The 26,232-nt window shown below is 73.6% G+C and carries 22 protein-coding genes; 13 read left to right on the top strand and 9 right to left on the bottom strand.

Translation table 11 applies throughout. The features are described 5' to 3' along the window. Nucleotides 1-500: 500 nt before the first annotated feature. The 4 genes from xdhC to AB0D45_RS23710 form a co-directional block, all read right to left on the bottom strand. Nucleotides 501-1,310 (bottom strand): xanthine dehydrogenase accessory protein XdhC, encoded by an 810-nt coding sequence (gene xdhC, locus AB0D45_RS23725; RefSeq protein WP_362462285.1) that lies wholly within the window; start codon nt 1,308-1,310, stop codon nt 501-503. A gap of 1 nt (nt 1,311) precedes the next feature. Beyond that, nucleotides 1,312-3,705, bottom strand: coding sequence for a xanthine dehydrogenase molybdopterin binding subunit (gene xdhB, locus AB0D45_RS23720; RefSeq protein ID WP_362462282.1), 2,394 nt, complete (start codon nt 3,703-3,705; stop codon nt 1,312-1,314). Next, nucleotides 3,702-5,225 carry an FAD binding domain-containing protein gene (locus AB0D45_RS23715; RefSeq protein ID WP_362462280.1) on the bottom strand — a complete coding sequence of 508 codons (1,524 nt, stop codon included), beginning with the start codon at nt 5,223-5,225 and terminating at the stop codon, nt 3,702-3,704. The genes xdhB and AB0D45_RS23715 overlap by 4 nt, the downstream gene beginning before the upstream one ends. Before the next feature lie 438 nt (nt 5,226-5,663). Then, a complete protein-coding gene (locus tag AB0D45_RS23710; RefSeq protein WP_361606210.1) occupies nt 5,664-6,188 on the bottom strand; it encodes a hypothetical protein in 525 nt (174 codons plus the stop codon). 154 nt (nt 6,189-6,342) lie between these two features. Between AB0D45_RS23710 and AB0D45_RS23705 the strand changes: the two genes are divergently transcribed. The 3 genes from AB0D45_RS23705 (at nt 6,343) to AB0D45_RS23695 (ending at nt 8,665) form a co-directional block, all read left to right on the top strand. Next, the gene (locus AB0D45_RS23705; protein ID WP_361606213.1) at nt 6,343-6,906 is read left to right on the top strand and encodes a hemerythrin domain-containing protein; all 564 of its coding nucleotides are present in this window, start codon (nt 6,343-6,345) and stop codon (nt 6,904-6,906) included. A 99-nt stretch (nt 6,907-7,005) separates the two neighbouring features. Further along, nucleotides 7,006-7,236: a DUF6480 family protein gene (locus tag AB0D45_RS23700; protein WP_362462277.1), complete on the top strand. Its 231-nt coding sequence runs from the start codon at nt 7,006-7,008 to the stop codon at nt 7,234-7,236. A gap of 217 nt (nt 7,237-7,453) precedes the next feature. After that, nucleotides 7,454-8,665 carry a PP2C family protein-serine/threonine phosphatase gene (locus tag AB0D45_RS23695; RefSeq protein ID WP_362462274.1) on the top strand — a complete coding sequence of 404 codons (1,212 nt, stop codon included), beginning with the start codon at nt 7,454-7,456 and terminating at the stop codon, nt 8,663-8,665. A 6-nt stretch (nt 8,666-8,671) separates the two neighbouring features. Here AB0D45_RS23695 and AB0D45_RS23690 read toward each other — a convergent pair whose 3' ends face one another. The 5 genes from AB0D45_RS23690 to AB0D45_RS23670 form a co-directional block, all read right to left on the bottom strand. Then, on the bottom strand, nt 8,672-10,276 hold the full coding sequence (locus AB0D45_RS23690) for an alpha/beta hydrolase (RefSeq protein WP_362462271.1): 1,605 nt from the start codon (nt 10,274-10,276) through the stop codon (nt 8,672-8,674). Between the two features lie 12 nt (nt 10,277-10,288). Next, complete coding sequence (locus AB0D45_RS23685; protein WP_362462268.1) at nt 10,289-11,833, bottom strand: alpha/beta fold hydrolase; 1,545 nt, start codon at nt 11,831-11,833, stop codon at nt 10,289-10,291. Nucleotides 11,834-11,983: 150 nt separating this feature from the next. After that, a complete protein-coding gene (locus AB0D45_RS23680; RefSeq protein WP_362462265.1) occupies nt 11,984-13,414 on the bottom strand; it encodes an amidase in 1,431 nt (476 codons plus the stop codon). Between the two features lie 102 nt (nt 13,415-13,516). Next, nucleotides 13,517-13,753 (bottom strand): DUF6213 family protein, encoded by a 237-nt coding sequence (locus AB0D45_RS23675; protein WP_362462262.1) that lies wholly within the window; start codon nt 13,751-13,753, stop codon nt 13,517-13,519. Between the two features lie 58 nt (nt 13,754-13,811). Next, a complete protein-coding gene (locus AB0D45_RS23670; RefSeq protein ID WP_362462259.1) occupies nt 13,812-14,234 on the bottom strand; it encodes a CBS domain-containing protein in 423 nt (140 codons plus the stop codon). A 276-nt stretch (nt 14,235-14,510) separates the two neighbouring features. Between AB0D45_RS23670 and AB0D45_RS23665 the strand changes: the two genes are divergently transcribed. The 10 genes from AB0D45_RS23665 to AB0D45_RS23620 all read left to right on the top strand — a co-directional run bounded on the left by AB0D45_RS23665 (nt 14,511) and on the right by AB0D45_RS23620 (nt 26,232). Continuing rightward, complete coding sequence (locus AB0D45_RS23665; protein ID WP_361610000.1) at nt 14,511-15,500, top strand: esterase family protein; 990 nt, start codon at nt 14,511-14,513, stop codon at nt 15,498-15,500. Between the two features lie 14 nt (nt 15,501-15,514). Then, nucleotides 15,515-17,026, top strand: coding sequence for a peptidoglycan DD-metalloendopeptidase family protein (locus AB0D45_RS23660; RefSeq protein WP_362462256.1), 1,512 nt, complete (start codon nt 15,515-15,517; stop codon nt 17,024-17,026). 13 nt (nt 17,027-17,039) lie between these two features. After that, nucleotides 17,040-18,506, top strand: a complete 1,467-nt coding sequence (locus tag AB0D45_RS23655) for a hypothetical protein (protein WP_362462253.1) — start codon at nt 17,040-17,042, stop codon at nt 18,504-18,506. Nucleotides 18,507-18,519: 13 nt separating this feature from the next. After that, nucleotides 18,520-20,544: a glycosyl hydrolase family 32 gene (locus AB0D45_RS23650; RefSeq protein ID WP_362462250.1), complete on the top strand. Its 2,025-nt coding sequence runs from the start codon at nt 18,520-18,522 to the stop codon at nt 20,542-20,544. Nucleotides 20,545-20,649: 105 nt separating this feature from the next. Further along, the gene (locus AB0D45_RS23645; RefSeq protein WP_362462247.1) at nt 20,650-21,447 is read left to right on the top strand and encodes a serine/threonine protein kinase; all 798 of its coding nucleotides are present in this window, start codon (nt 20,650-20,652) and stop codon (nt 21,445-21,447) included. A gap of 11 nt (nt 21,448-21,458) precedes the next feature. After that, nucleotides 21,459-22,868, top strand: a complete 1,410-nt coding sequence (locus AB0D45_RS23640; protein ID WP_362462244.1) for a serine/threonine-protein kinase — start codon at nt 21,459-21,461, stop codon at nt 22,866-22,868. A gap of 112 nt (nt 22,869-22,980) precedes the next feature. Next, nucleotides 22,981-23,709 carry a TetR-like C-terminal domain-containing protein gene (locus AB0D45_RS23635; RefSeq protein WP_362462241.1) on the top strand — a complete coding sequence of 243 codons (729 nt, stop codon included), beginning with the start codon at nt 22,981-22,983 and terminating at the stop codon, nt 23,707-23,709. Between the two features lie 38 nt (nt 23,710-23,747). Further along, nucleotides 23,748-24,902 (top strand): MAB_1171c family putative transporter, encoded by a 1,155-nt coding sequence (locus AB0D45_RS23630; RefSeq protein WP_362462237.1) that lies wholly within the window; start codon nt 23,748-23,750, stop codon nt 24,900-24,902. A gap of 305 nt (nt 24,903-25,207) precedes the next feature. After that, nucleotides 25,208-25,660: a helix-turn-helix domain-containing protein gene (locus AB0D45_RS23625; RefSeq protein ID WP_361609143.1), complete on the top strand. Its 453-nt coding sequence runs from the start codon at nt 25,208-25,210 to the stop codon at nt 25,658-25,660. After that, nucleotides 25,657-26,232 carry a toxin gene (locus AB0D45_RS23620; RefSeq protein ID WP_362462234.1) on the top strand — a complete coding sequence of 192 codons (576 nt, stop codon included), beginning with the start codon at nt 25,657-25,659 and terminating at the stop codon, nt 26,230-26,232. Before AB0D45_RS23625 ends, AB0D45_RS23620 begins: the two co-directional genes overlap by 4 nt.

Here is a 26,232-nt window from a genome sequence, read left to right as displayed (position 1 = left end):
CACAGCGGCGGCACGTGGAGCACAACCCGCAATCGCCGTACAGCCGGCGCCACTCGCGACACCGCTGGCACTACCCCTCCGTCGGCCGGCCCGACGCCGTTATCCCGCCCTCCGGTCGCCCGCCCGCGAGCTCCCCCACGCCGCAGGCCGCGCCCGTACCGGTCCCCGAGGGCGTTCTCGCCTCCCCACGGCGCCCCAGCCAGGGCAGCACGCGCAGGTCCCGCGCCTGGCGGCGGTGCTGATGGTGACGGTGCCGAGGCTCAGGCCCGGCCTCTGGGACAGCGCGCCGGCCCGTCGCCGTTCCCGTGCCCCGGGAAGGACGGGACGGTCAAGCAGAGCCGGGCATCCTGTCCCCTCCGGGGTCGTGTCCCGGGATCGGGGACCGCCCCGGCACTCCCGCCGTCGGACCCGCGGCGCCGCCGTCCTGCGCGTCGGGTCGAGCTCACCGTGTGACGCGCCCCCTGGTCAGGCCGAGCCGGCGCCGGCGGGTCCGGCGCCGGTCAGCGGCCCTCCTGTTCGAAGGTGCGCAGGAGGTCCGCCGCGACGCCCACCGCGATCGTGGCGGGTTCCTTGCCGGTGAGCTCGGGCATTCCGATCGGGGACTTGATCCGGTCGATCGCGGCGGTGTCGTGGCCGCCCTCGGTGGCCAGGCGCCAGCGGAAGCGGGCCCATTTGGCGGCCGAGCCGATCAGCCCGATCGAGCCGAGGCCCGCGGTGCGCAGGGCGGCGTCGCACAGTGCGGCGTCCTCGGCGTGGTCGTGGGTCATGATCAGGACGTGGGTACCGGGTGCCAGCTCCGCGAGGACGTCCTCCGGGAGCAGCGGCGTGTGGTGCACGTGGACCTGCGCGACCGCGTCCGCCAGCACGGAGAGCCGTTCCTCGGTGAGCTGCCCGGGGCGGGTGTCGATCAGGTGCAGGTCCAGGTCGTGGCGGGCGAGGATGCGCGCCAGCTCCAGCCCGACGTGTCCGACGCCGAAGACCGCCACCGCCGGTACCACCGGCAGCGGTTCGAGCAGGACGCTGACGGCTCCGCCGCAGCACTGCACGCCGTGCCGGCCGGTGACTTTCTCGTTGAGGGCGAACTCCATCAGCTCCGGCTCCTGGTCGGGCGTGCCGATGACCTCGCGGGCCCGGTCGATGGCGACGGCCTCGATGTTGCCGCCCCCGATCGAGCCCCAGGTCTCGGTCCGCCCCACGACGAGTTTGGCGCCGGCCCGGCGGGGTGCGTGGCCGCGCACGGTCGCGACGGTCACGAGCGCGCCGGGTTCCCGGCGGGCCCGCAACCGCGCGACCGCGGCCACCCAGGTCATGTCAGGCATTGCTCAGGGCGCTCGTGTCGGTGCTCGTGCCGGCGGGGACCCCGCCGCCGTCGCGGGCACGGCCGCCGCGGGCCGTTTCGACCGCCCAGTACACCGCCTCCGGTGTCGCCGGGGAGGCGAGCTCCACGCTGACCCCGGCCGGCCCGAAGGCCGCGGCGGCCTGCCGCAGCGCTTCGCGCACGGAGAACGCCAGCATCAGCGGGGGTTCGCCCACCGCCTTGGAGCCGTAGACCGCGCCCTCTTCGGCGGCGTTCTGCAGCAGCGTGACGTTGAACTCCTCGGGCATCTCCGAGAAGCTCGGCAGCTTGTAGGTGCTCGCGGCCTGGGTCAGCAGCCGGCCGCGGTTCGGTCCGTCACCGGAGTCCCAGCGCATGTCCTCCAGGGTCAGCCAGCCCGCGCCCTGCACGAAGCCGCCCTCGACCTGGCCGATGTCGATCATCGGGGAGAGGCTGTCGCCGACGTCGTGGACGATGTCGACCCGCCGGATGCGGTACGCGCCGGTGAAGCCGTCCACCTCCACCTCGGTCGCCGCGGCGCCGTGCGCGAAGTACTTGAACGGCGAGCCCCGGAACGTCTTCGCGTCCCAGTGCAGGCCCTCGGTCCGGTAGAAGCCGGCCGCCGACAGCTGGACCCGCTGGAAGTACGCGGTGCGCACCAGGTCGTCCCAGGCCAGTTCCTCGTCCCTGCCGAGGACGCGCGCGACGCCCTCGACGATCCGCACGTCCGAGGCGTTCGCCCCGAGCTGGGAGGCGGCCACGTGCAGCAGGCGGTCGCGCAGCTGCTCGCAGGCGTTCTTCACCGCCGCGCCGTTGAGGTCGGTCCCGGCGCTGGCGGCGGTGGCGGAGGTGTTGGGGACCTTGTCGGTGCGCGTCGGCGCCAGCCGCACCTTGCGCAGCGGGATGCCGAGCGTGGTCGCGGCCACCTGGAGCATCTTGGTGTGCAGGCCCTGGCCCATCTCGGTGCCGCCGTGGTTGATCAGGACCGAGCCGTCCTTGTAGATCAGCACCAGCGCGCCGCCCTGGTTGAAGGCGGTGAGGTTGAACGAGATGCCGAACTTGATGCCGGTGATCGCGAGCCCCCGCTTGGTGTGCGGGTGCGCGGCGTTGAAGGCCGCGATCTCCCTCTTGCGGTCGGCGACGGCGCCGTTCTCCTTGACCTGCTCCCAGACCGCGGAGATCCGTTCGGGCTGGAGGACCGGCTGCCCGTACGGGGTGTGCTGGCCCCGGCGGTAGAAGTTGCGCTCCCGCAGCTCCGCCGGGTCCAGGCCGAGCAGGGGTGCGCACCGGCCCATGATGTCCTCGATCACCAGCATGCCCTGGGGTCCGCCGAAGCCGCGGAAGGCGGTGTTGGAGACCTTGTTGGTGCGGGCGACGCGGCCGGCGATGCGCGCGTTGGGGATCCAGTAGGTGTTGTCGATGTGGCACAGCGCGCGGGCCACCACCGGCTCGGACAGGTCCAGGCTCCAGCCGCCGTCGGCGGTCAGGGTGGCGTCCAGGGCCTGGATGCGGCCCTCGGCGTCGAAGCCGATCTTCCAGGTGGCGTGGAACCCGTGCCGCTTGCCGGACATGGTCAGGTCCTGGGTCCGGTTGAGCCGCACCCGCACCGGCCGGCCGGTCAGCTTGGCGCCGAGCGCGGCGACGGCCGCGAACCCGTGCGGCTGCATCTCCTTGCCGCCGAAGCCGCCGCCCATGCGCAGGCACTGCACGGTCACCTCGTGGCTGTGCAGGCCGAGCACGTGCGCGACGATCTCCTGCGTCTCCGAGGGGTGCTGGGTGCTGCTCTGGACGAACACCTGCCCGGCCTCGTCGATGTGGGCCAGCGCCGCGTGCGTCTCGAGGTAGAAGTGCTCCTGGTCGGAGAACTGGAACTCGCCGGTGAACACGTGCGCGGAGTCGGCGAAGCCCGCGTCGACGTCGCCGGCCAGCATCACTGGCCGGGCGCCGTGGAAGCTCTCGGCCGCGATCGCCTCCCGCAGGGTGATCAGGGAGGGCTGCTCGTCGAGTTCCACCTCGACGGCCGCCGCACCGAGCCGGGCCGCCTCCAGGGTCTCGCCGAGCACCCAGGCGACCGCGTGGCCGTGGAACATGACCTCGTCGGGGAACAGCGGTTCGTCGTGCTTCATGCCGGCGTCGTTGACGCCGGGCACGTCGGCGCCGGTGAGGACGCGCACCACGCCGGGTACGGCCAGCGCGGGCCCGGTGCGCAGCGCGGTGATCCTGCCGCGGGCCTTCATGACCTGCACCGGGTGGGCGTGCAGTACGTCCTTGGTGCGGTGGACCAGGTCGTCGGTGTAGAGCGCGGCGCCGGTGACGTGCAGGCCGGCACTCTCGTGCGGTACGGAGACCCCGACGACGGGCTTCTCGGGGCGCTCGGACAGTTGGCTCATGACGACACCGCCTCGGTGGTCTGTGCGTACAGCTTCAGCAGGCTCTGGCCGAGCATCGCGGAGCGGTACTCGGCGCTGGCGCGGTGGTCGTCCATGGGGGTGCCCTGGGCCCGCAGCACCTGCGCCGCGGCCTCGACGGTCCGCGCCGACCACGGCTCGCCCTCCAGGGCGGCCTCGGTGGCGAGGGCGCGGATCGGGGTGGCGGCCACGCCGCCCAGGCCGATGCGCGCCTTGCGGACGGTCCCGTCCTCGATGTCGAGCGCGAAGGCGACCGCCACGCTGGAGATGTCGTCGAAGCGGCGCTTGGCGATCTTGTGGAAGGCCGTGACGGGCGACAGCGGCAGCGGGACGCGCACCGCTCGGATCAGCTCTCCGGGGCGGCGCACGCTCTGCCGGTAGCCGGTGAAGTAGTCCGCGAGCGGGACCTCGCGCTCGCCGTCGGCGCCGGCCAGCAGCACCGACGCCTCCAGCGCGAGGAGCACGGGCGGGCTGTCACCGATGGGCGATCCGGTCCCCAGGTTGCCGCCGAGGGTCGCGCTGTTGCGGATGAGCCGGGACGCGAACTGCGGGAACAGTTCCGCCAGCAGCGGGACGCTGCCGTCGAGGCGGCGTTCGATCTCGGTGAGCGTCAGCGCCGCCCCGATCTCGATGTGGTCCGACTCGACGCGCAGTTCCCGCAGTTCGGGCAGCCGGTCGACGGCGATCACGCAACGGGCCCGGCGGGAGCGGATGTTGACCTCCACCCCCCAGTCGGTGCTGCCGGCCACGACGACCGCGTCGGGCTGCTCGCGCAGCAGCCGCAGGGTGTCGGCCAGGGTGCCGGGGCGCAGGAACGTGCTGTCGTCCCGGGTGTACGCGGTGGCGGCCGGTTCGGGCGGGGACTGCTCGCGGCGCTGGGCCAGGGGGTCGTCGCCGGTGGGCGCGCCGACGGCGTACGCGGCGTCGCGGATGGGGCGGTAGCCGGTGCACCGGCAGAGGTTTCCGCTGAGCGCGTGCAGGTCGAAGCCGTTCGGGCCGTGCTCGGGGTCGGCGCTGCGGAAGCCGGTGCTGCCGGAGTCGGCGCTGCCGGGGGACGTACCGTCACAGTCCGTGCCGCCGGCCGGGGCGGCGTGCGCGCAGCGGCCGGGCCGGTAGTACTCGGCGGCCATGCTGCAGATGAAGCCCGGTGTGCAGTAACCGCATTGGGAACCGCCGCGGACCGCCATCTCCTCCTGCACGGGGTGCAGGCCGGCCGGTGTGCCGGGCCCGCCGGCGGTGGCGAGACCCTCGGAGGTGATGACCTCCTGGCCGTCGAGCGCCGCGGCCGGGACCAGGCAGGCGTTGACCGCCACCCAGTCGGTGGGCTTGTCCACCCCGGGACGCGCCACCAGGACCGAACAGGCGCCGCATTCGCCCTCGGCGCAGCCCTCCTTGGTGCCGGTGAGGCCGCGCTCGCGCAGGAAGTCCAGCACGGTGGTGTGGGGCGCGGCGGGTGAGATCGGGGTTTCTTTCCCGTTGACGGTGATCCGCGCCGCTACCATGGCAGATCCTCATTTCGGTGCGCGGTGGATCTGGTTGTCCTAGTCGCCATTTTTCAGGACTTTCTGTTTCGGTGGCGCAGCTCGAGAACCCGGAGAGCGCACATCGGCACGCGACGGCGTGCCGCAGGCGGTGACAGAAAAACGAAAAGGTGCCGGGGCCGCAATCGGGCACGCCGGAGAGGGGGCTGTTCAGCAGCCGTGTGCTACGCGGCCCGGAGCCCAGGCGATCTCGTGAGCGAGGCGACGCGGTGCGGAGAGGGTCGACATCCGACAGCGCCTCCTTCCATCAGCTCACGAGTCGGTCCGCCAGAAGCTACGTTGTCGCAGGTCCTTCGGTCAAGCGGCCGTTCGGGGCCGGTGAACCGGTTCTTCCGGTGTCGGTACGGATGTTCCGGATGCCCTCCGGGACACCTGCGCCGACCGGCAGCCGCCGCGGCGTCAGGCCGCCAGACGGGCCAGCAGCCGGGACCGGTGGAGGTCCGCCACCGGGGCCACCAGGTCCGGGTGGCGCAGCAGCGCCGCGGCCCGGTGGTCGTACGGGTCCGGCTCGGTCAGCCGGCGGAAGGAGACGGGCACCGTGCCCACGTGCTCCGTGGCCGTGACGGCCCGCGCCGCCGCCTCCGCGAGGGACGGCGTGGTCAGCAGGCACGCGGCCCAGCTCGCGACCACCTCGTCCACCCAGGTCCGCCAGGCGCCGTCCTGCGGGTCCGCGGGCTCCGCCGCCCGGGCGAGGTCGGACCCGGCGATCCAGTCCAGCCGGACGGAGCCGCCGGGCCCGGTCAGGGCCACCAGGTGCGCGTCGATCCGCGTCGGGTAGCGGAGCCAGGCGGCGAGCGTGACGGCCTGGCGGGACTGGGCCTGGGCGAGTCCGCGCTGGAGGGCTCCGCGTCCTGACGGGTAGGCGCGGTCGAGCCACTGCGCCGTGGCCGCTATGAGCGGCGCCAGGGAGAGGTCCGTGGTCACGGCTGTCCTCCAGGGCCGAGCGGGTGTCCTTCTCTCACCCTAATGACCGGATACGCGGCATGGGAGGCGATAAGCGTGGATCATGCGGAGGGGTCGGGCGGATTCCGGGCGACGGACCGCCCGGCGGAGCCAGGAACGGATCGAGGAGGACACGATGGGACACGGCGGCGACGTCATCGCAGAGCTGACCACCGACCACCGGGAGGTGGAGGAGATCTTCGGCAGGATCGAGGCACTGCCCCCGGGCGACTCGCGCAGGAAGGACCTCGCGGACCAGGCGATCATGGAACTGGTGCGCCATTCGGTGGCGGAGGAGTCCTACCTGTACCCGGCCGTACGGGACATGCTGCCGGACGGCGACGCCATGGCCGACAAGGAGCTCGCCGACCACGCGACGGCCGAGCGCATCATGAAGGACCTGGAGGGCTGCGAGGCCGACGACCCCCGCTTCGACGCCCTGATGACGCAGCTGATGGCGGAGATCCGGGAACACATCGCCGACGAGGAGGGGAACCTGTTCCCCCGGCTGCGCACGGCGTGCAGCCCCGAGATGCTCGGCAAGCTCGGCGACAAGGTGCGCACCGCGAAGAAGACCGCTCCGACCCGTCCGCACCCGTCGGCGCCCGACACCCCACCCGCCAACAAGCTCCTGGCGCCCGGCATGGGCCTCGTGGACCGCCTGCGCGACGCGCTGAGCGGACGCGGCAAGGAGTCCTGAGGCGCTTGCTGCGTGGCCCGTACGCGAGCGCCGGCGCACCCGTCCCGGGTTGTCCGCCCGAGCGGGCATGGGCGTCCGGATTGCGGGGAGGCGCCGGGCATGAGTACCCACAACCCGGACCCCGACCCCCGCAACACCCCCGGTCTGGACCCAGGCGGCTCGGTGCCGCCGGGCGAGACCCCTCCCGGCGAGTCGAGCACCTCCTCCGGCGCCGGCCCCTACCGCCCGCTCACGCGGGGCTGGGCCAAGGGTCCGCTCGCGCTCATCGTCATCCTGGCGATCCTGGTGGCGCTGTTCTTCCTCGCGTACGGGATCATCGTGGCCCTGTGACGCGGGCCGTGCCCGGCCCGTCGCGGGCCCGCCCGCCCGGCCGCGCGCATGGACGCGGGCGCGCCGGGCAGGCGCCCCGCGACGGCCGCCGCCCCGCCCCCGGCGGGGCGGCGTACGGAGCACATGAGGCGGTGCCTGCCATGCAGAGACGGCTGACCGCCCGCGCGGGCGGGAACCGCGGCCCCCGGGGCCCGCGGCGGCACGGGAAGCGGCGCCGGTGACCTCCGCGACCGGCACCGTCCTGGCGTGGTTGCTGGAACGCTCCCACGACGCCTCCGCCCGCCAGATCCCGGCGCTCACCGACCAGGCCGCCCGACGGCTGGGGCTCGGCGGCACCCGGCTGTACCTGGCCGACGTCCAGCAGGTCCGCCTGCTGGCACTGCCCCAGCTGGCCGCCCCCCGGCCGGGCCCGGCCGAGGCGAGCGAGGCGGACCGCGAGGCGGAGGTCCTGGAGATCGACGGGTCGCTGGCCGGCATGGCCTACCGCACGCAGCGCACCCAGCTGTCGCGCGACCGCACCACCGCCTGGGTGCCGATGATCGACGGAGTGGAGCGCATCGGGGTCATGAAGGCCACCGGCGCGGAGCTGGGCCGGGCCGAGCTCGACGTGTGCGGGGCCCTGGCGAGCCTGGCGACGCTGGTCGTCGTCTCCAAGTCCTCCCACAACGACATCCTGGTCGTCAGGGGCCGCAGCCGGCCGATGACCCTGCAGGCCGAACTCGTGTGGGGGTTCCTGCCGCCACGCACCATCGGCACCAGCCAGGCGACTTCGACCGCCGTGCTGGAGCCGGCGTACGACATCGGCGGGGACGCCTTCGACCACAACTTCAGTGACGGCGTGCTGCACCTGACCCTGCTGGACGCCATGGGGCACGACCTGGCGTCGGGAGGTGCCAGTTCGGCCGGTCTGGCCGCGTGCCGGTCCACCCGCCGGTCCGGCGGCACGCTGACCGACATCGCCGGCACCATCGAACGGACCCTGCAGGAGTGGATTCCCGACCGGCTGATGACCGGGATCCTCGCCAATCTCGACACCGCGGACGGGGAGTTCACCTGGGTCAACTGCGGCCACCCGCCGCCCCTGCTGATCCGCAACGGCCACGTCCTGCCCGAGGCGCTGGAACGGGCGGCCCAGCTGCCCTTCGGCGTCGGCTTCCACGGCCAGGACGCCCCCCGGCAGTACCGGGTGCGCCTCCAGCCCGGCGACCGGGTCCTGATCTACAGCGACGGGGTCATCGAGGCCCGCTCGGCGGCGGGCGAACTGTTCGGCGAGGAGCGGCTGGCCGACACCGTCATCCGCTCCATGGCCTCGGGTGCCACCGCCCCCGAGGCCCTGCGCCGGCTGATCCTGGACCTCCTCAACCACCAGGACCAGCGGCTGCTGGACGACGCCACCATCCTCCTGTCGGAGTGGCATCCCACCGGGTGAGCGGGGTCAGGGGCCGATCTCGAACGCGGGCGCCTCCAGCCCGCCCAGGCATCCGGTCTTCGGCGCCTTCGGGGTGTCGAAGAACGAGACGGTGATCTCCTGCGCGCACTTGGAGGTGGCGAACACCACGTGGGGTTCGTAGGGGATCGTGAGGACGGTGGCCCTGCTCAGCGTCCGGGCCACGTACGGGCCGTTGGCCGCCGCGGTCTGGGCGTCGAACCCGCCCGAGAGGGCGAGGGTGGGGATGTCGCTCTTGGTGACGTCGCGGATGGAGCGGGGTGCCGCGGGGACCTTCCAGACGTCGCAGTCGGGGCGGAGGAAGGTGAGCAGCGGGGCCTGGGCCTGTACCGAGCGGGGGAACGACGGGAAGGCCGCCTGGCCTCCGCGGAGCGCTTCGGCCTGGGTCTCGTAGGGGGTCCACTCGCTGCAGAAGACGCCGTAGACGAGTCCGTGGGAGAGCCGGCCGACGGCCTGGGGGCTGTACTTGCCGCTCGCCCACTGCTCGGCGATGCGCTGGGGTCGGCCGTGGGCCAGTTCGTCGAGGGCGCGGGGCACCTGGGGTGCGACGTGGGTGGCGGCCGTCATCCAGTTCACCAGGGCGCCGCCGTCGAGGACGACCTTCACCTGCTTCCTGCTGTCGGGGAGCGTGACGGTGGTGGTGACCGGTTTGGCTTCGAGGTCGCGGACGAGGCGTTCGAAGGTGGCCGACAGGTTCGGGTAGCGGCGGTTGCAGGCCGGCTGCTCCGCGCAGGCCTTGAAGAGGCCGCCGAAGCCCTGCTTGGCGGCGTTCCAGGTCACGGCCGACCCGCCCGTGGACGGGGGCAGGATGCCGTCGAGGCCGACCGACCGGATGCCCTCGGGGTGCAGGCGCATGTAGACCAGCGCCAGCTGGGTGCCGTAGGAGATGCCGAACACGTTCCACTGTGCGAGGCCCAGGGCGGCGCGCAGGTCCGCGAGGTCGGCGGCGCTCTCGATGTCGTTGTAGGCGCTGAGGTCGGCGCCGGTCGCCGCGAGTTGGTCGCGGCAGGCCTTCGTGGCCTCGACGTGCAGGCGCTCGGTGGAGGACGCGTCGTAGACGAGCCCGGTCGCGCGGGCGTTGAACTCGTCGACGTTGCGGCAGGTGAGGGCCGGATCGGCCGAGTACGTTCCGCGCTGGGACATGAGGATCAGGTCGCGGTCGCGGTTCAGGCCGCCGCCGACCGCCATCTTCGCCTCGCCGACCGCGTCGTCGCCGGGCCCGCCGGCGAGCCACACGACGGGGTCGGATGTGGGCTTCCCGGCCGTCGCCGCGACGACGGCGACCCCGAGGGTGATCTTCCGGCTGCCCGGCTTGGTGCGGTTCTCGGGCACGGTGAGGGCTCCGCAGCGGGCGCCTTCGAGTTCGGCGACCGGGTCCGCGGTCTTCGGGCAGGGGCCGGGCTCGTAGCGGGCGTCGCCCACCGTGCGGGCCACCGTTCCGAGTGGTGCTCCGTCGTCGGCGCCCGGGCCGGGCCGCGCGTGGGCGGGTGCGGCGAGCAGGCCCGTGACGAGGACGCCCGCCGCCACCGCGGCCGGTCCGGCGGGCAGCCGTCGCACGGTGCGGCAGCGGTGGGTCGGGGTGTGGGGAGCCATCTGCCCTCCCGGTCACTTCGGGGTGATGGTGAACGGTTTCGGGGTGAGACCGGCGACGCAACCGGTGTCGGGAGCGGTCGGATCGGCGAGGAACGAGGCCAGCACCCGCTGGGCGCAGGGCGATTGGGGAACCACCCAGTGTCCGATCCCGGGGACCAGGACGGAGGTGGAGCGGGACAGGGTGCGGGAGGCGTCCTTCGCGTAGCCCGCTCCCGTCTTCATGTCGAAGGACCCGGAGATGACGAGCGCGGGGACCGCGCTCACGGTGGCCACCCGGTGCTCGGCCGCCTGGCTCTCGACGTTCCACGTCCGGCAGACGTCGTACTGGAAGGGCAGCTGCGGCACCTGGGCCAGGACCGTTTCCGGCCACCCGGGGAAGGCCCGGCGGCCCGCGTCCAGCACGTCGGGCTCCGAGGTGCCGGGCACCCATTCGCTGCACGCCACCGACTGCGTCAGGCCGTGCGCGGTCTGGCCCACGGGCTGGACGGAGTCCTTGGCGCGGCCCTGCGCGAAGCGCTGCGGGTTCCCCCCGGCGAGCTCGTCGAGCGCCGCGGGGAGGTCGGCGGGCTTGACGTTGGAGCCGACCATCAGGTTCAGCAGGGCGCCTCCGTCGAGGACGACCTTCACCGGGTCTCCGCCGCCGGGCGGACGGGTGTTCAGCGTCAGGGGCCGCGCCTCCAGGATGCGCACCTGCTCGTCCAGCGTCCGGCGCAGGTCCGGGTAGCGGCTCTTGCAGCGGGGTTCGGCCGCGCACGCGTCGAAGATGCTGCCGGCCCCCTCGCGGGCGCTGCTCCAGCCCCACGGCAGGACCGTGACCTGCGGAGGGCTGGGCGAGTCGAGGGCCACCGCGCGGATCCCGCGGGGGTGCGCGCGCAGGTAGGTGAGGGCCAGGTTGGTGCCGTAGGAGTACCCGTAGACGTTCCACTGCGCGATGCCGAGGGCGGTGCGCAGGTCGGCGAAGTCGGCGGCGTTCTCCGCGCTGTTGTAGGCGTTCAGGTCGGTGCCGTCGGCCGTCAGGCGGTCCCGGCAGTCCTTCACCGCCTTCAGCATGAGCTGTTTCGCCGGGGCGGCGTCCCAGCCGTGGCCGACGGCCTTCTCGTTGGACCGGTCGATCTCCGGGCAGGCGAGGTTCGGCTGGTCGTAGAGGTTCCCGCGCTGCGCCATGACGATCAGTTCGCGGTCCTTGTTCAGACCGGAGTCGATGACGAAGGGGAGGTCGTCGAACGTGTCACCGCCGGGACCGCCCGCCATGAACACCACGGGGTCCGCCGCGGGTTTCGCCGAGGCCGCCGCGATGCGCGCCACGGCCAGCTTGATGGTCCGGCCGCCGGGACGGGCCCGGTTCTCGGGGACTTCCAGGGTGCCGCACCGGGCCTTGGCCAGGGCGGCGACCGGCTCGGGCGTCTTCGGGCACGGGCCGGGCACGAACCGCGCCCCGGACGCCGCGCCGGGCCGCACCGGTGCCGGGACGGCGCTGCCGCCCGCTGCCGGGCCTAGCGCCGACAGGCAGGCGAGGGCGGCCGCGGCGGCCGCCGCGTGGAGGGTGTGCTGCGCCATACGATCCCGCTCCTCGGCCGACGTCCCCGAGCCTGCCCGGCTGGGCGGCGCCCAGCGGTGCGGATCACACGCACACCACCGACGCTACCGTGCGTCCCGACCCCCTGCACGTCGGCCGGGGCCGCGGCCGGCCGGGCCGCGGCGGCCGTGTCACATGTCCTGGATGCGCGGGAACGGGTGCTCGGCCTCCAGCTGGAACGCGATCTCCAGCAGGGTGCGTTCAGCGCCGGGTCGGGCCGAGAACATGACGCCGACGGGCAGGCCCTCCCGCGTCGCGGTGGCGGAGGGCAGCGAGAGGGACGGTGTGCCGACGACGTTGTCGACCGGGGTGAACGCCACGTAGGCGAGGATCCGTTCGATCAGCGTCGGGTAGGGAACGGCCGGGCTTAGGTGGCCGACCGGCGGCGTGGTGTGGGCGAGCACCGGCGACAGCACGAGGTCGAGCCCCCGGAACGCGGCCGCGTACGCCTCCCTCGTGCGCTTCAGCCTGCGCAGCACGCCGGGGGTGCGCTGCCAGTTCTCCAGGTAGGTCTCGCGCAGCCCCCGGCTGAGGGAGTCCATGCGGCGCCGGTCGAAGTCCGCGCCGAGGGTGCGGCCGGTGGCGCCGAGGAGGAAGGACAGCATCCCCCAGTAGGTGAGGAAGTCGTCGGTGAAACCGGGGTCGATGGCCATCTCCACCGGCTCCACGGTGTGGCCGAGCCGCTGGAGCGCCGTCACGGTCTGCGTGACCGCCGCCCGGGTGGCGGTGTCGGAGCGGACGCCGTTCGGCGAGTCGAGCAGGAACCCGATGCGCAGCCGCTGCCCCGAGGGGCCTTCGGCCAGACCCAGGGGCGGCAGCTTCGGGTTGCGCCAGTACGTCTCGGCGGCGGCGAGGAAGGCCGCGGCGTCCCGCACGGAGCGGCTCACGATGCCGTCGCAGACGAGGTCGAGCGGCAGTTGGCGGCTCTGGGCGTTCGCGACGAGGCGGCCGCGGGTCGGCTTGAGGCCGACGAGTCCGCAGCAGGCGGCGGGGATCCGGATGGAGCCGCCGCCGTCGTTGGCGTGGGCGACGGGCACCGCTCCGGCGGCGACGAGCGCCGCGCTGCCGCCCGACGAGCCGCCGGCGGAGTGGCCGGTGTGCCAGGGGTTGCGGACCGGCTCGGCGCCCTCGTACTCGGTGCTGGGGCTGAATCCGAACTCGGGCAGCCTGGTCTTGCCCAGGACGGTGACCCCGCTGCTCAGGAACTGCCGGGCGAACGGCGCGTGCCGCCGCGCCGCCCTGGGACGGAAGGCCGCGCTGCCGTGGCCCGTGGGCAGCCCGCGGTAGTCGGTGTTGTCCTTGACGAAGGTCGGCACGCCGGCGAAGGCGCCCGCCGCCGCGGGGTCGGGGGCCGGGGCGTCGACGTGCCACTGGACCGCGTTGAGCCGTGCCTCGACGGCCCGTACCCGCTCCTGCGCGGCCCGGGCGGCCTCGGCGGCGGACACCTCGCGGCGCCGGATCGCCGCGGCGAGGCCGACGGCGTCGTGCTCCCCCAGGGCGTCGTCCCGGAACGCGTGCACCCTGGTCCGGCCGTCGAAAGTGGTTGCGTCGAAAGTGGTCACTTCTGTCCCGTCCCCCGCCGTGTGAGTGGTCGCCGCCATCATTGCCTACTGCGGAGTAACACGGGAGGGGTGCGGGCCCACGGACCCGCGGGCGCGGCACCGTCAGCCGGGGTCCTCACGGGCGGGCATGGCCGCGATGCATTCGGCGTCGATCCGGTCGGCGTAGGACATCAGGATCCCGGCCAGGCCGAGGGTCGTGCGCGGATCGAGAGCGGTCTCCCCCTCGTACACGGAGTGCAGCCAGGCCCCCGCGAGGTGCCGCAGCAGGGCGGTGACCTCGTCGGCGGGGATCAGCACCTGGCCGCCCGGCAGGGAGATCAGGGGGACGGACGTGTTCACGGCGGCACCTCCTCGTCTCCTGGGCGGTCGGCGGGCCCGCGCACGGGCCCGGCGGACCTCAGCTGTCGGGTTCGGCGGCCGCGATGGCCGCGAGGGCGGATCCGGGGTCGCTCTCCACCGCGAGGTCACCCAGGGTGACGACGCCCACCAGCTCGCCCTCGCCGGTCTGCACGGGCAGGCGCCGCAGGGCGTTGCGCCGCATGAGGGTGACGGCCTGGGTGACGTCGTCGCCGGGCTGGACGGTGAGCGGTTCGGTGCTGCAGATCGCGTGCACGGTCGTCTCGGCGGGGTCCCGGCCCTCGGCCATGCCCCGGATGACGAGGTCGCGGTCGGTCAGGATGCCGAGGAGCCGGCCCTCGTCGACGACGAGGACGTCCCCGATGTCGGCGTCCCGCATCACGCGTGCGGCTTCTGCCAGTGAGGTCAGCTTCTCGACGGTCACCGGATTCGCGGTCATCACCTCGTGGACGCGTCGGGTCATGACTCCTCCCGCTGCTGGAAGCGGTTGCTGCGGGGCGCCTACCCGCCCCGGCGTGCGGTACGCGCCCGCCCCGGCGGGGATCGGCACAGCGGTAGCTGGGGGAGCAAGATCCGGAAGAGGCGGCCTAGCCCAGGGCGGCCCGGGTGTCATCCCGGAATGTTCCGGATCCCTCGGCCGCAGCTCCGTTGCTACGTTCCCGAGCGCCAGTTCCGACGGCCGCGCCGGGCCCCTCAGCCGACCCGGTGACGCCCGTACCTTTCCGACCGGGAGGCCCCGTTGAGCGCGCAGCACCCCACCCGCAGGAGCATCCTCAAGTCCGCCGGCGGCCTTTCGGCGGCGATGGCCCTGGGAGCCGGGGGCGCCCTGGCCGCAGCGGCCCCGGCCTCGGCGGCCGGTGACGGCTTCGGCCTGCGCATCGTGGACCGCAACGAGAGCGACCCCCGGATGTGGTACTACCGGTTCGACACCGAGGCCATCGGCTGGGACCCGGCCGTGAACGTCCTGCTCCCGGACGACTACCACTGGAGCGGGCGCACCTATCCCGTGCTCTACCTCTTCCACGGCGGCGGGACGGACCAGGACTTCATCACCTTCGACCGCGAGCGCATCCGCGACTGGACGGCCGGCAAGCCGATCATCGTGGTGATGCCGGACGGCGGCCACGCGGGCTGGTACTCGAACCCCGTGAGTTCCAACGTCGGCCCGCGGAACTGGGAGACCTTCCACATCGCCCAGCTGCTGCCGTGGGTCGAGGCGAACTTCCGTACCTACGCCGAGTACGACGGGCGGGCGGTGGCCGGGTTCTCGATGGGCGGCTTCGGCGCGCTGAAGTACGCCGCCAAGTATTACGGCCATTTCGCGTCGGTCAGCGCCCACTCCGGCCCGGCCAGCCTGCGCCGCGACGGCGGCCTCGTGGGCCACTGGGCCAACGCCTCGGCGGCGGCCCTGGACCTGGGCGGCGGGACGATCTACGGCGCCCCCTTCTGGGACCAGGCCCGGGTGAGCGCCGACAACCCGGTGGAGCGCATCGAGAGCTACCGCAACAAGCGGGTCTTCCTGGTCGCGGGCACCAGCCCCGACCCGGTCAACTGGTTCGACACGGTCAACGAGACGCAGGTACTGGCCGGTCAGCGGGAGTTCCGGGCGCTCCTCGACCGCGCCGGGATCCCGCACGAGTCGTACGAGGTCCCCGGCGGCCACTTCGTCCGCCACGACCTGCTCCAGCGCGACATCGACGGCGTCATCGGCCGCCTGCGCAAAGCGTGACGGGGGAACCTCTGATGCTGCCCGTCTTCTCCGGGCGCGCCCTGCGCGTCCTGCTCACGGCGGCCGCGGCCCTGCTGCCCGCGCTGGGAGCGGCCCCGGCGGCCACCGCCCGGACCGCCGCTCCCGCCGCGGCGTGCCCGGCCGCCGGCCCCGTCTCGCAGCACTACCACAGCGGCCACAACGGCGTGGACATCGCCAACGCGATCGGAACGCCGATCTACGCGGTGGGTGACGGCGAGGTGACCATCTCCGGGTACTCCGGCGACTACGGCCAGTGGATCCGCATCCAGCATCCCGACGGGAGGATCTCCGAGTACGGCCACATGTACCAGCGGGACGTGTCCGTCGGCGACCGCGTCGTGGCCGGCCAGCGGATCGCCCTGATGGGCCAGGAGGGCAACTCGACGGGGCCCCACCTCCACCTGCGGATCTGGGGTGACCCGTCCGCCTCGTACGGCATCGACCCCGAGCCCTACCTCGCCGAACGCGGCGTGGAGCTTCCGTGCACCCCCGGGACCGGCCCGCGCCCCGCCCCGCTGACGTATCCGGCGGAGTCGGGCCGGGTCGTATCGGCACGCTCCGCTGACGGCCGGTTGGAGGTCTTCGCGGCCGGGGCCGATGGTGTGCACCACGCCTGGCAGACGGGCGTCAACGGCGCCTGGTCGGAGTGGGAGCCCCTCGGCGGCCCCGGCGGCGCGGAACTTGCGATCGGTCCCAACGCCGACGGCCGGCTGGAGATGTTCGCCCTCAACGGCACCACCTTCCAGCACCGCTACCAACTCTCGCCCTCCGGCGGCTGGTCCGGCTGGGAAACCTTCGGAGGCGGCGGCAAGGACATCGCCGTCGGCGCCAACGCCGACGGACGGCTCGAAGTCTTCGCCTCCGGACCCGCCGGCGTCTTCCACAAGTACCAGACGGCCCCCAACAGCAACTGGTCCGAATGGGAACCCGCCCCGGGCGGCCCCGCCAACAGCCGCATCGAAATGGAAAAGGCACCCGACGGCCGCCTGGAAGTCTTCGCCCTCAACGGCGACACCTTCCAACACCTCTACCAGACCAACCCCAACGGCACCTGGTCCACCTGGGACACCTTCGGCGGCGGAGGCCACGACCTCACCGTCGACCACAACCAGGACGGCCGCCTCGAAGTCTTCGCCTCCGGACCCGTCGGCGTCTTCCACAAATACCAGACCGGCCCCTCCACCTGGTCCGACTGGGAACCCACCGGAGGCCCCGCCGACGCGCAGCTGACCAGCCAGCCGACCGCGGACGGCCGGGTGGAGGTCTTCGCGATCAACGGGACCACCGCCCAGCACATGTGGCAGACCGGGGTCAACGCCCCCTACGGCCCGTGGGACACCTTCGGCGGCGGGGGTACCGAGATCACCGCGGCGGCCAACGACGACGGACGGATCGAGGTGTTCGGCACCAGCGGCGCCGGCGTCCACCACACATGGCAGACCGGCTTCGCGACCTGGTCCGAGTGGGCCTGGGTCAACAGCACCTCCGGCCCCGCCGTCAACTGAGGAGACCCCACAGGTGACCCCCGTGCAGCGCGCTCGCAGCGCGCCCCGTCGCGCCGTCGTGTCGGCGTTCGCCTCCCTCCTGCTCGCGGCGGGCGCCCTGGCCGGCGCCTCGCCCGCATCCGCCGCGTCGAGCGACCTGTGCGCGCAGACCGGCTACAACGCCGGCTTCCGCGGTGACGGCCTGGTGACCGCCGTCGCCGTCGCCCTCGCGGAGTCCAGCTGCAACCCGTCGGCGACCAACGTCCAGAACAACACGCCCCCCTCCAGGGACCGCGGCCTGTGGCAGATCAACGACTACTGGCACCCTGAGGTCGACGACGCCTGCGCCTACGACGCCCAGTGCAACGCCAACGCCGCGTTCGAGATCTCCTCCGGGGGCACGAACTGGCAGCCCTGGTCCACCTACAACGCTGGCGTCCACCGGCGGCACATGGACGAGGCCCGGGCGGCGGTGGACCGGCTCGGCCACCACGAACCCGGACCGGGCCCGCTGACGTATCCGGCGGAGTCGGGCCGGGTCGTCTCGGCACGCTCCGCCGACGGCCGGCTGGAGGTCTTCGCGGCCGGGGCCGACGGCGTGCACCACGCCTGGCAGACGGGCGTCAACGGCGCCTGGTCGGAATGGGAGCCCCTCGGCGGCCCCGGCGGCGCCGAACTCGCGATCGGCCCCAACGCCGACGGCCGGCTGGAGATGTTCGCCCTCAACGGCACCACCTTCCAACACCGCTACCAACTCTCACCCTCCGGCGGCTGGTCCGGCTGGGAAACCTTCGGAGGCGGCGGCAAGGACATCGCCGTCGGCGCCAACGCCGACGGCCGCCTCGAAGCCTTCGCCTCCGGACCCGCCGGCGTCTTCCACAAGTACCAGACGGCCCCCAACAGCAACTGGTCCGAATGGGAACCCGCCGCAGGCGGCCCCGCCAACAGCCGCATCGAAATGGAAAAGGCACCCGACGGCCGCCTGCAAGTCTTCGCCCTCAACGGCGACACCTTCCAACACCTCTACCAGACCGCCCCCAACGGCACCTGGTCCACCTGGGACACCTTCGGCGGCGGAGGCCACGACCTCACCGTCGACCACAACCAGGACGGCCGCCTCGAAGTCTTCGCCTCCGGACCCGTCGGCGTCTTCCACAAATACCAGACCGGCCCCTCCACCTGGTCCGACTGGGAACCCACCGGAGGCCCAGCCGAATCCCAACTCACCAGTGGACGGTCACCGGACGGCCGGGTCGAGGTCTTCGCCATCAACGGGACCACCGCACAACACCTCTGGCAGACCGGCGTCAACGCCCCCTACGGCCCGTGGGACACCTTCGGCGGCGGCGGCACCGAGATCACCGCGGCCGCGAACGCCGACGGACGCATCGAGGTGTTCGGCACGAGCAGCGCCGGCGTCCACCACAAATGGCAGACCGGCTTCTCCAGCTGGTCCGAGTGGGCCTGGCTGAGCAGCACCTCCGGCCCGCCCGTCACCTGACCCGGGGAGATCCGTGCATCCGATCAGCAGACGCCACCTGTTGCGGGGCGCCGCAGCAGGAGCGGGCGCGCTCGCTCTGCCGGGGTCCGGCAGAGCGGGAGCGGCCGGGTCCCCCGCCCACCAGTGGGTCGGTACGGCCACGCCGTTCGGCCACGCCTACGACCCCTCCACCTCCGGCCGGCCGCGCTACCTCAACGACCACACCCTGATCAGGGCCGCCGGCCGGTGGCACCTGTTCGGCATCGTCGGCGACCGCGCACGGCCGGGCGAGTCCCCGGACAGCGCGGCCGAGGTCTCCTTCGGCCACGCCTCCGCGCCCGACCTGTACGGGCCCTGGACCACGCACGCCGACGCGCTGACCGTGGACCCCGGCTACTTCGGCGAGGAGCACCTGTGGGCGCCGCACGTCATCGAGGCCGGCGGGAACCACTGGATGTTCTACGCCGCGGGCGGCAGGACCGGGGCCGCGGTCAACCTGGCCGTCTCCACCGACCTGTTCACCTGGACCCGCGTGCCGTCCGGCCCGCTGTTCCGGGGGCTCGTGGCGCGTGATCCGATGGTGCTGCGCGTCGGCGGCGAGTGGGTCATGTACTACACCGAGCTCTCCGGCCCGCACGGCCGGCACGTCGTGTCCTTCCGGCGCTCCGCCGACCTGGTGCACTGGAGTGATCCGGGCACCGCGTTCGCCGACGCGAGCACCGACACGACGGTGTCGGTCACCGAGTCGCCGTTCGTCGTGGAGCGGGACGGCTGGTTCTACCTCTTCATCGGACCGCGGGGCGGCTACGACGGCACCGACGTGTTCGCGTCCCGCGACCCCTTCCGCTTCGACCTCGGCGGGTACGCGGGCCACGTGCCCGGTCATGCCGTCGAGGTGCTGTACGACGGCCGGGACTGGCTCGCCAGCGCGGCGGGCTGGTTCCGCCGGGGCCTGTACCTGGCGCCGCTGCACTGGCGGGACACACCGCCGCCCTGGCAGAGCCCCGACAACCCGGTCGCCGGCCAGGACGCGGACGGCCGCCTGACGGTGTTCGCGCTCGACGCCGGGGACCGCGCGATGCTGCGGCGCGTCCAGCTCGACGCGGAGTCCGACACCTGGACGGAGTGGGAGCCCTTCGGCGGCCCGGCCGGGGCGGTTCCCGCGCTCGGCCGCACCACCCGGGGCAGGCTGGAGGTGTTCTCCCTCGCCCCGGGCGGGGCCAACCTGCACCACCGGGTGCAGCGGACCGACGGCGGCTGGTACGACTGGGAGGAGTTCGGCGGCCCGGCGGGCGCCGCCCCGGCCGTGTCCGCGGGGGCCGACGGCCGGCTGGAGGTCCACGCGCCGGCCCCCGCGGGTGCCTCCCTCGCGCGGCGCCGGCAGAGCGCGCCCGGCGCGACGGCCTGGGAGGCGTGGGACGGCGCCTTCGGCGGGCCGGTGGGCGCCCCGCCGGTCGTCGCCGCCAACGCCGACGGCCGGCTCGAGGTGTTCGCCCTCGCGCCCGGCGGCTCCGCGATCCACCACCGCTGGCAGGAGACGCCCGGCGGCGCCTGGTCGCCCTGGCAGGTCTTCGGTACGGCGGCCGGCTCGGCGCCGCGCGTGGCCCGCGACGGCAGCGGCAGGCTCACCGTCGCCGCGACCGCCCCGTCGGGCGTGGCCGTGTTCCACCGGCGGCAGACCGCACCGAGCGGCGGCTGGGGTGACTGGCAGCCGCTGTTCGGCTGGGCGGCCGCGGCCCCGACGCTCGTACCCGGTGCCGACGGCCGGCTCGAGGCCTTCGCCCTGTCCCCCGGCGGGGACCGGCTCGGCCACCGCCGGCACCTCGACCCGGGCGGAGCCTGGAGCCCGGAGGAGGAGTTCGGCGAACCCGGCGTCGTGCTCGCCGGGACGCCCTCGGCCGCCGCCGACGCCGGCGGGCGGATCCACCTCTTCGCCGTGACCGCCGACGGCCGGATGCGCACCCGCGTACAGGAGCGGCCCGGTGGGGGCTGGCGTCCGTGGACCGCCTTCGGCGAGCGCCCGGTCGCACCGCAGCGTCCCGGGAGCCCCGCCTACTGAGTCGCGCCGCCCGGCTGATTGGCTGATGTCACACGGTGCAGCCCCGCACGCAGCCGGTAACGTTCCCTGCGGTGACGTCCGTCAACACGTCGTACAGGGGGAACGGTGAGCGGCATAGTCGTCCATCTGCCGCAGGGCAGCGGCGGCGCGGCCGGCGGGGAACCGGGCGGTGCGGCCGTGACGTTACGCCTCGGCCCAGGGGAGGTCGCGCGGTTCGGACGCGGCTCCTCCCGCACGCCGGTGGAGCTGCGCCTCGCCGACGAGGCGATCTCCCGTCTGGCGGGGGAGATCCGGGTCACCGAGGACCACTGGCAGCTGACCAACCACAGCGCGGCCCAGAGCTACCTGGTGGAGAACCCGGAGGGGGCCGGCGAATACCTGCGGGTGCCGCCCCGACGGGCCGGGGCGCCCATCCCGTTCGAGTTCGCCCGGGTGGTGCTGCCCACGCGCCGCGGAACCACCGTCTCCTTCCAGGTGTTCGCCCCCGACCACGTCTACCTGGACCCGCGGGGCGCGGCCGGTCCGGGGGCGAGCCGTACGGTCACGGCGTACTCGCTGGACGAGACGGCCACCTACTTCCTGGTCCTCGTCGCGCTGTGCGAGCCCTGGCTGAGGGACCAGTCGCCGGTGTCGGTGCCGACCACTCCGCAGGTGGTGGAGCGGCTGCGGGCACACCCGGCCTGCGGCAGGCTGACGGCGCGCGCGGTCAGCTCCCACATCGACTACCTGGCCGAGGAGAAGCTGCGGATCGAGGCTCCCGGCGTGCCCGAAGCCGGCCGCGGCGACCGCCGCAACGGCAAGCGGGACGCCGTCGTCGGGCTCGCGCTGAAGTTCGGCATCGTACGGGAGGAGCACCTGGCGCTGCTGCCGCCGCGGGCCGAACCGGGCACGCGGGGGCGGTAGAGGTGACGCGGGTGCGCAGCCTGGACGCCTCCTGGGGCAGCGACCACACCGAACTGCTGCCCCCGGGCCGCCGGGTGGGTGACTGGGTCGTGGCCGAGCCGATCGGGGCCGGCGGCTGGGCGACCGTCTACGCGGGGCGGCCGGCCCGGGCGGGGGCGGGGCCGGGCGAGGTGGCCCTGAAGGTGCTGCCGACGGCGGGGCTCGCGCCGCGCCAGGCCCGGAGCGTGGCCGAATCCGCCCGCCGGGAGGTCGAACTCGGGCGCCGGGCGGGCCATCCCCGGCTCATCCGGCTGCTGGACACCGTCGTGCTCCGCGCCCCCGACCACCCGCTGCTGGACGGTGCGATCGTGCTCGTCATGGAGCGGGCGGCGCGCAGCCTGCGGGACCTCCTCGACGCGGGAGTGGACGAGGCCGAGGGCGGCCGGCTGGTCACCGGGATCTGCGAGGGGCTCGCCCATCTGCACCGCAGCGGCTGGGTGCACGCCGACCTCAAGCCCGAGAACGTACTGATCGGCGACGACGGCTCGGTGAAGCTCTCGGACTTCGGGCTCGCCACGGAACTGACCGGTACGCACGGATACGCGCCGCCGATGGGCACCCTGGACTACCTGCCGCCCGAGCGCTGGAAGGCGCCGTTGGGCGAGCTCGGGGTGCAGGTCCGCCCCAGCGCCGACGTCTGGGCCCTCGGCATCGTGATCCACGAGGTGTTCACCTCCGGGGCCCCGCTGTTCCCGGGTGCCACGCCCATGGCGCGCGGGGCGGCGGTACAGGAGTACGCGGCCGGACGCGCGCCCCTGCGCATGGACGGCGGGGTTCCGCCGTTCTGGCGTGATCTGGCGGCGGACTGCCTGGCGCCGACCCACGCCGCTCGCGCCGAGCACACCGCCGAGAGCCTGCTCGCGCGCATCGCCGCCGGGCGGCAGGGGCAGCGGGAGGCCGCCCCGGCACGGCGTCCCGCGGGGCTGCGGCGGTGGGCCCGGGCCGCCGTCCTCGCGGTTGCGGCATGCGGTGCGGTGGGCGCCGCCGTGTGGTCGTACGCGGGGCGGCCGGGGGCCCCGGGCACGGCCGACGGCTCCGGCGCGGGCCCTTCGCGGATCCGGGTGTTCAACGCCGAACGGGCCTGCCAGGAGCGCGCGGACCGGGACCCGCAGTGCAGTCTGGGCCTGGCGGTGGACCCGACGCGCCCCTACACCGCGGGGAACGTGGCGCCGGCCCGGGTGTGGCACGGCGACGTCCTCGAGGCGGACTGCCGGTTGACGCGCGGGGAGGTGGTCATCGACGAGTCGGACATGCGCTCCACCCACTGGTTCCGTGTCCGCCTGCCCGGTGCGGACGCCCGGGAGCGGGCCTGGCTGCCGGAGGTGCGGACGAAGGACCGCCCGGCACTCCCCCACTGCCCGGCCCCTGCGGCGGCGCGCTGACCGGACGGTGCGGCAGCTCGGGCGGGGCGCCGTGGCCGGAACCCGGCGCCCGGACGGGGTGGCCGCGAGGCCGCGCTCACGGCGCCCGCCGGGCGGCGGGTACGGTTCCGGCATGGACGTTTCCGCAACGAGTTCGAATGCCGGTCAGTCGGGCCCGGAGAACGGGGTCTTGGCCGCCGCGCGTCAGCTGCTGGCGAAGCTGGGCGCCGCCGGACTGTCCCCGGAAACCGTGGCGCGCGAGAGCGGTCTCGCCGTCACCGACGTGGAGGCCGTCTTCCCGCACCGGGACGACCTGCTGACGGCCCTGGTCGTCGACGCCTACGACGCGTCGGGCGCCGCCATGGAGCGGGCCGACGCGGCCGCCGCGGCCGAGGGCGCCTCGGCGGACGCGCGGCTGCTCGCGGCGACGCGGGCGCTGCGGCGGTGGTCGTTCGAGAACCCGGCCGAGTTCACGCTGATCTACGGCTCACCCGTGCCGGGGTACCACGCCCCGCAGGACACCGTCCCGCCCGCCTCGCGGACGCCCGCCGTGCTGGCCGGCATCATCCGGTCGGCGCTGGAGGCCGGTGAACTCACCCCGCCCCGGCGGACGCCGCCCGCGCGGCAGCTGCTCCTGCCCGCGGCCGTCGAAGCGTTCGGCGGGGTGCCGCAGGCTCCGTTCTCGGACATCATCGAGCGCGGCATCGTGCTGTGGAGCAACCTGATCGGCCTGCTGGTCTTCCAGGTCTTCAGCCGCACCCACGACAGCGTCGGCGACGAGGCCGCCTTCTTCGACTACGCCATCGCCGTGGCGGCCGAGGGCATCGGCCTCGAAGTCCCCCTGGCCGACCCCACCGACTGAACCGTCCGCCTCCGCGGCACGCGCAGAAAATCCAGGACGTGAACACCACCAGAACCCTCTGCTTCGTCATAGCGGCGCTGTCCTCGTACGCGGCGCTCGTCTACCGGCTGTGCCAGGCCCGGCGCAGCTGGAAGGACAGCGCCTACCGGGCGCTGATCACCACCCTCCTGCTCCAGTCCCTGACCTTCACGATGGGCGCCGTCGCCATGGGCGGCGGCAGCTTCCTCGGGGTCGGCAACCTCGCCATCCTCTGCATGCACCTGACGGCGGTGGCCTTCTGCGTGAGCTCGCAGATCATCCTGCTGAAGTGGGCGGACGCCGGCGAGGAGGCGGTCCGCAGGGCGCGCTGGTGGATGGTCACCGGTGTCGCGCTGGACGTGCTCCTGACGGCCCTGTTCCTGCTCGCGGACGGCCCGGGCCGGCCGGCCTCCGACTTCGACACCGGCAGCGGCCGGCCGCTGGTGCTGACGTACCTGCTGGCCTTCATCGTGTCGCAGGCCATCCCGTGCGTCACGATCTTCCGCCAGTGCGGCCCCTACGCCCGGATGACCGACAACGCCTCGCTGCGGCAGGCGCTGCGGATGCTCCGCGTCGCCGCGGTGGTCCTCTTCCTGTACTGCTCGGCGCGGACGGTCAACATCCTGACGGCGGCGGCCGGCGTCGACATCGGGGTGTGGAAGCTCGCCTCGAACGTCTTCAGCGCGACGGGCATCGCGATCCTGTCGCTGAGCCTGACCAACTCCTCCTGGGGCCCCTCGGCCACCAGGCTGCTGGAGTGGGCGCGCCACTACCGGGCCTACCGGTCCCTCTACCCGCTCTGGCGCGACCTGTACGAGTCCTCCCCCGACATCGCGCTGGAGCCGCCGGGCGCCTCGGTCTCCGACCTGACCTACCGTCTGCACCGGCGGGTGGTGGAGATACGCGACGGATGGCGGGAACTGCGTCCGTACATCGACCGCAGCGCCCCCGGCACCGGGGTCCCGGGCAAGGAGGCCGGCGAGGAGTCGCGGCAGGCGTTCACGGAGGCGGCGCAGATCAAGCAGGCCCTGCTCGCCAAGCGGGCCGGCACCGTCCCCCGCGACAACAAGGACGCGGGCGATTTCGACGACCGCGACACCGACAACTTCACGGCGGAGGTGGCATGGCTCACCAAAGTCGCGGCCGCCTACAGTAAGCTCGGCACCGCGAGTTGAAGCTCCCGCCCGGTTTGCATCCCCCGTCAAACCGGGCGGGTGGCTCCCCCGTTGCCCCCCGTCTCCGCACGGGGCGGGACGGGCGGTCACCGCCCGGACTGGCCCGGCCCATCCCCCGAGGGCCGGGCCAGTCCGCTTTTCACCGGCTGCCAACCCACGAGCCCCCCGTGAGTCGAGTTAGCTGCCAGCTATCGGCGAGACCCAACGTTGGCGGAGTCCCGGCCAATTGTCAACTAACCGCTAATCTGTGAAACTGACGTATAGCCAAGGGCTATACCGAGGAGGTGACGGGAGGAAGGATCACCATGAACGAGACCGAGACCGGGGCCTGCGAACGGCCCCTGCTCGCAGTGCGCCTCGACGACCTCTTCAAGACCGTCCGCCCCAAGGGCAGACACTGGACCAACGCCGAGGTGGCGGAGGAGCTGAAGCGGGCCAATCCGGAACTCAAGGTCGGGGGCGTGTACCTGTCGCAGTTGCGGACGGGCAAGCGCTCCAACCCCTCGCCCGACCTCCTGGCGGCCCTCGCCCGTTTCTTCGGCGTCTCGGTCGCCTACTTCTTCGACGACAAAGTCGCCGAGTCCGTGCTCAGCCAGGTCGCCGCCATCGAGGCGCTGCGGCAGTCCGGGGTCCGCGCCGTGGCGATGCGGGCGGCGGGGATGAAGAAGGAGAACCTGGCGGCCATCACGGCCATCATGGACCAGTACCGGCAGTTGCAGGGCCTTCCCCCGGTCACCGACGCCGGCGAGCCCGGATGAAGGGCGTCTGGAAGGAGCGGGCCGCCGACCACGACCGCCGCAGCCGGCTCAGGAAGCTCCGGAAGGCCGGAGCCCGGCGGATCGCCGAACTCGGCCTCCCCGACACCACCGACGTGGCCGAGCTCTGCCGCCACCTCGGCGAGGTGCGCGGCCGCCCGATCATCCTGGTCCCGATGCAGATGCCCTCGTCGCACCCGTGCGGCATGTGGGTCGCCGCCCGCGACGAGGACCTGATCTTCTACGACGCCAACACGACCAGCGCGCATCAGGAGCACATCATCTTGCACGAGCTGGGTCACATCATCTGCTGCCACCGCGGGGCCGGCGGGCTGGACGAGGCGGCCGCCCGCCTCCTGTTCCCCGACCTCGACCCCGACATCGTGCGCGACATGCTCCTGCGCGCGACCTACGACGACGTCCAGGAGCAGGAGGCGGAGATCATCGCCTACCTGCTCTCCCAGCGGATGGGCGGCGGCGAGCAGCGCCACGGCCCGGCCCCGGACTCGGACGAGGACGGCCGCCCCGCCAAGAGCGACGCCACCCTCAGCCGGGTCGCACGCACCCTGATCTGA

It is taken from the genome of Streptomyces sp. NPDC048352 (assembly GCF_040651895.1).
In the GTDB taxonomy this organism is placed as follows: Bacteria; Actinomycetota; Actinomycetes; order Streptomycetales; family Streptomycetaceae; genus Streptomyces.
This window is presented reverse-complemented; position numbering and strand designations above follow the sequence as displayed.

Coding starts and splice junctions, on each gene's coding strand:
- xdhC (WP_362462285.1), bottom strand. CDS start 1,310: ATGACCTGGGTGGCCGCGGTCGCGCGGTTGCGGGCCCGCCGGGAACCC.
- xdhB (WP_362462282.1), bottom strand. CDS start 3,705: ATGAGCCAACTGTCCGAGCGCCCCGAGAAGCCCGTCGTCGGGGTCTCC.
- AB0D45_RS23715 (WP_362462280.1), bottom strand. CDS start 5,225: ATGGTAGCGGCGCGGATCACCGTCAACGGGAAAGAAACCCCGATCTCA.
- AB0D45_RS23705 (WP_361606213.1), top strand. CDS start 6,343: ATGGGACACGGCGGCGACGTCATCGCAGAGCTGACCACCGACCACCGG.
- AB0D45_RS23700 (WP_362462277.1), top strand. CDS start 7,006: ATGAGTACCCACAACCCGGACCCCGACCCCCGCAACACCCCCGGTCTG.
- AB0D45_RS23690 (WP_362462271.1), bottom strand. CDS start 10,276: ATGGCTCCCCACACCCCGACCCACCGCTGCCGCACCGTGCGACGGCTG.
- AB0D45_RS23685 (WP_362462268.1), bottom strand. CDS start 11,833: ATGGCGCAGCACACCCTCCACGCGGCGGCCGCCGCGGCCGCCCTCGCC.
- AB0D45_RS23670 (WP_362462259.1), bottom strand. CDS start 14,234: ATGACCCGACGCGTCCACGAGGTGATGACCGCGAATCCGGTGACCGTC.
- AB0D45_RS23660 (WP_362462256.1), top strand. CDS start 15,515: ATGCTGCCCGTCTTCTCCGGGCGCGCCCTGCGCGTCCTGCTCACGGCG.
- AB0D45_RS23635 (WP_362462241.1), top strand. CDS start 22,981: ATGGACGTTTCCGCAACGAGTTCGAATGCCGGTCAGTCGGGCCCGGAG.
- AB0D45_RS23625 (WP_361609143.1), top strand. CDS start 25,208: ATGAACGAGACCGAGACCGGGGCCTGCGAACGGCCCCTGCTCGCAGTG.
- AB0D45_RS23620 (WP_362462234.1), top strand. CDS start 25,657: ATGAAGGGCGTCTGGAAGGAGCGGGCCGCCGACCACGACCGCCGCAGC.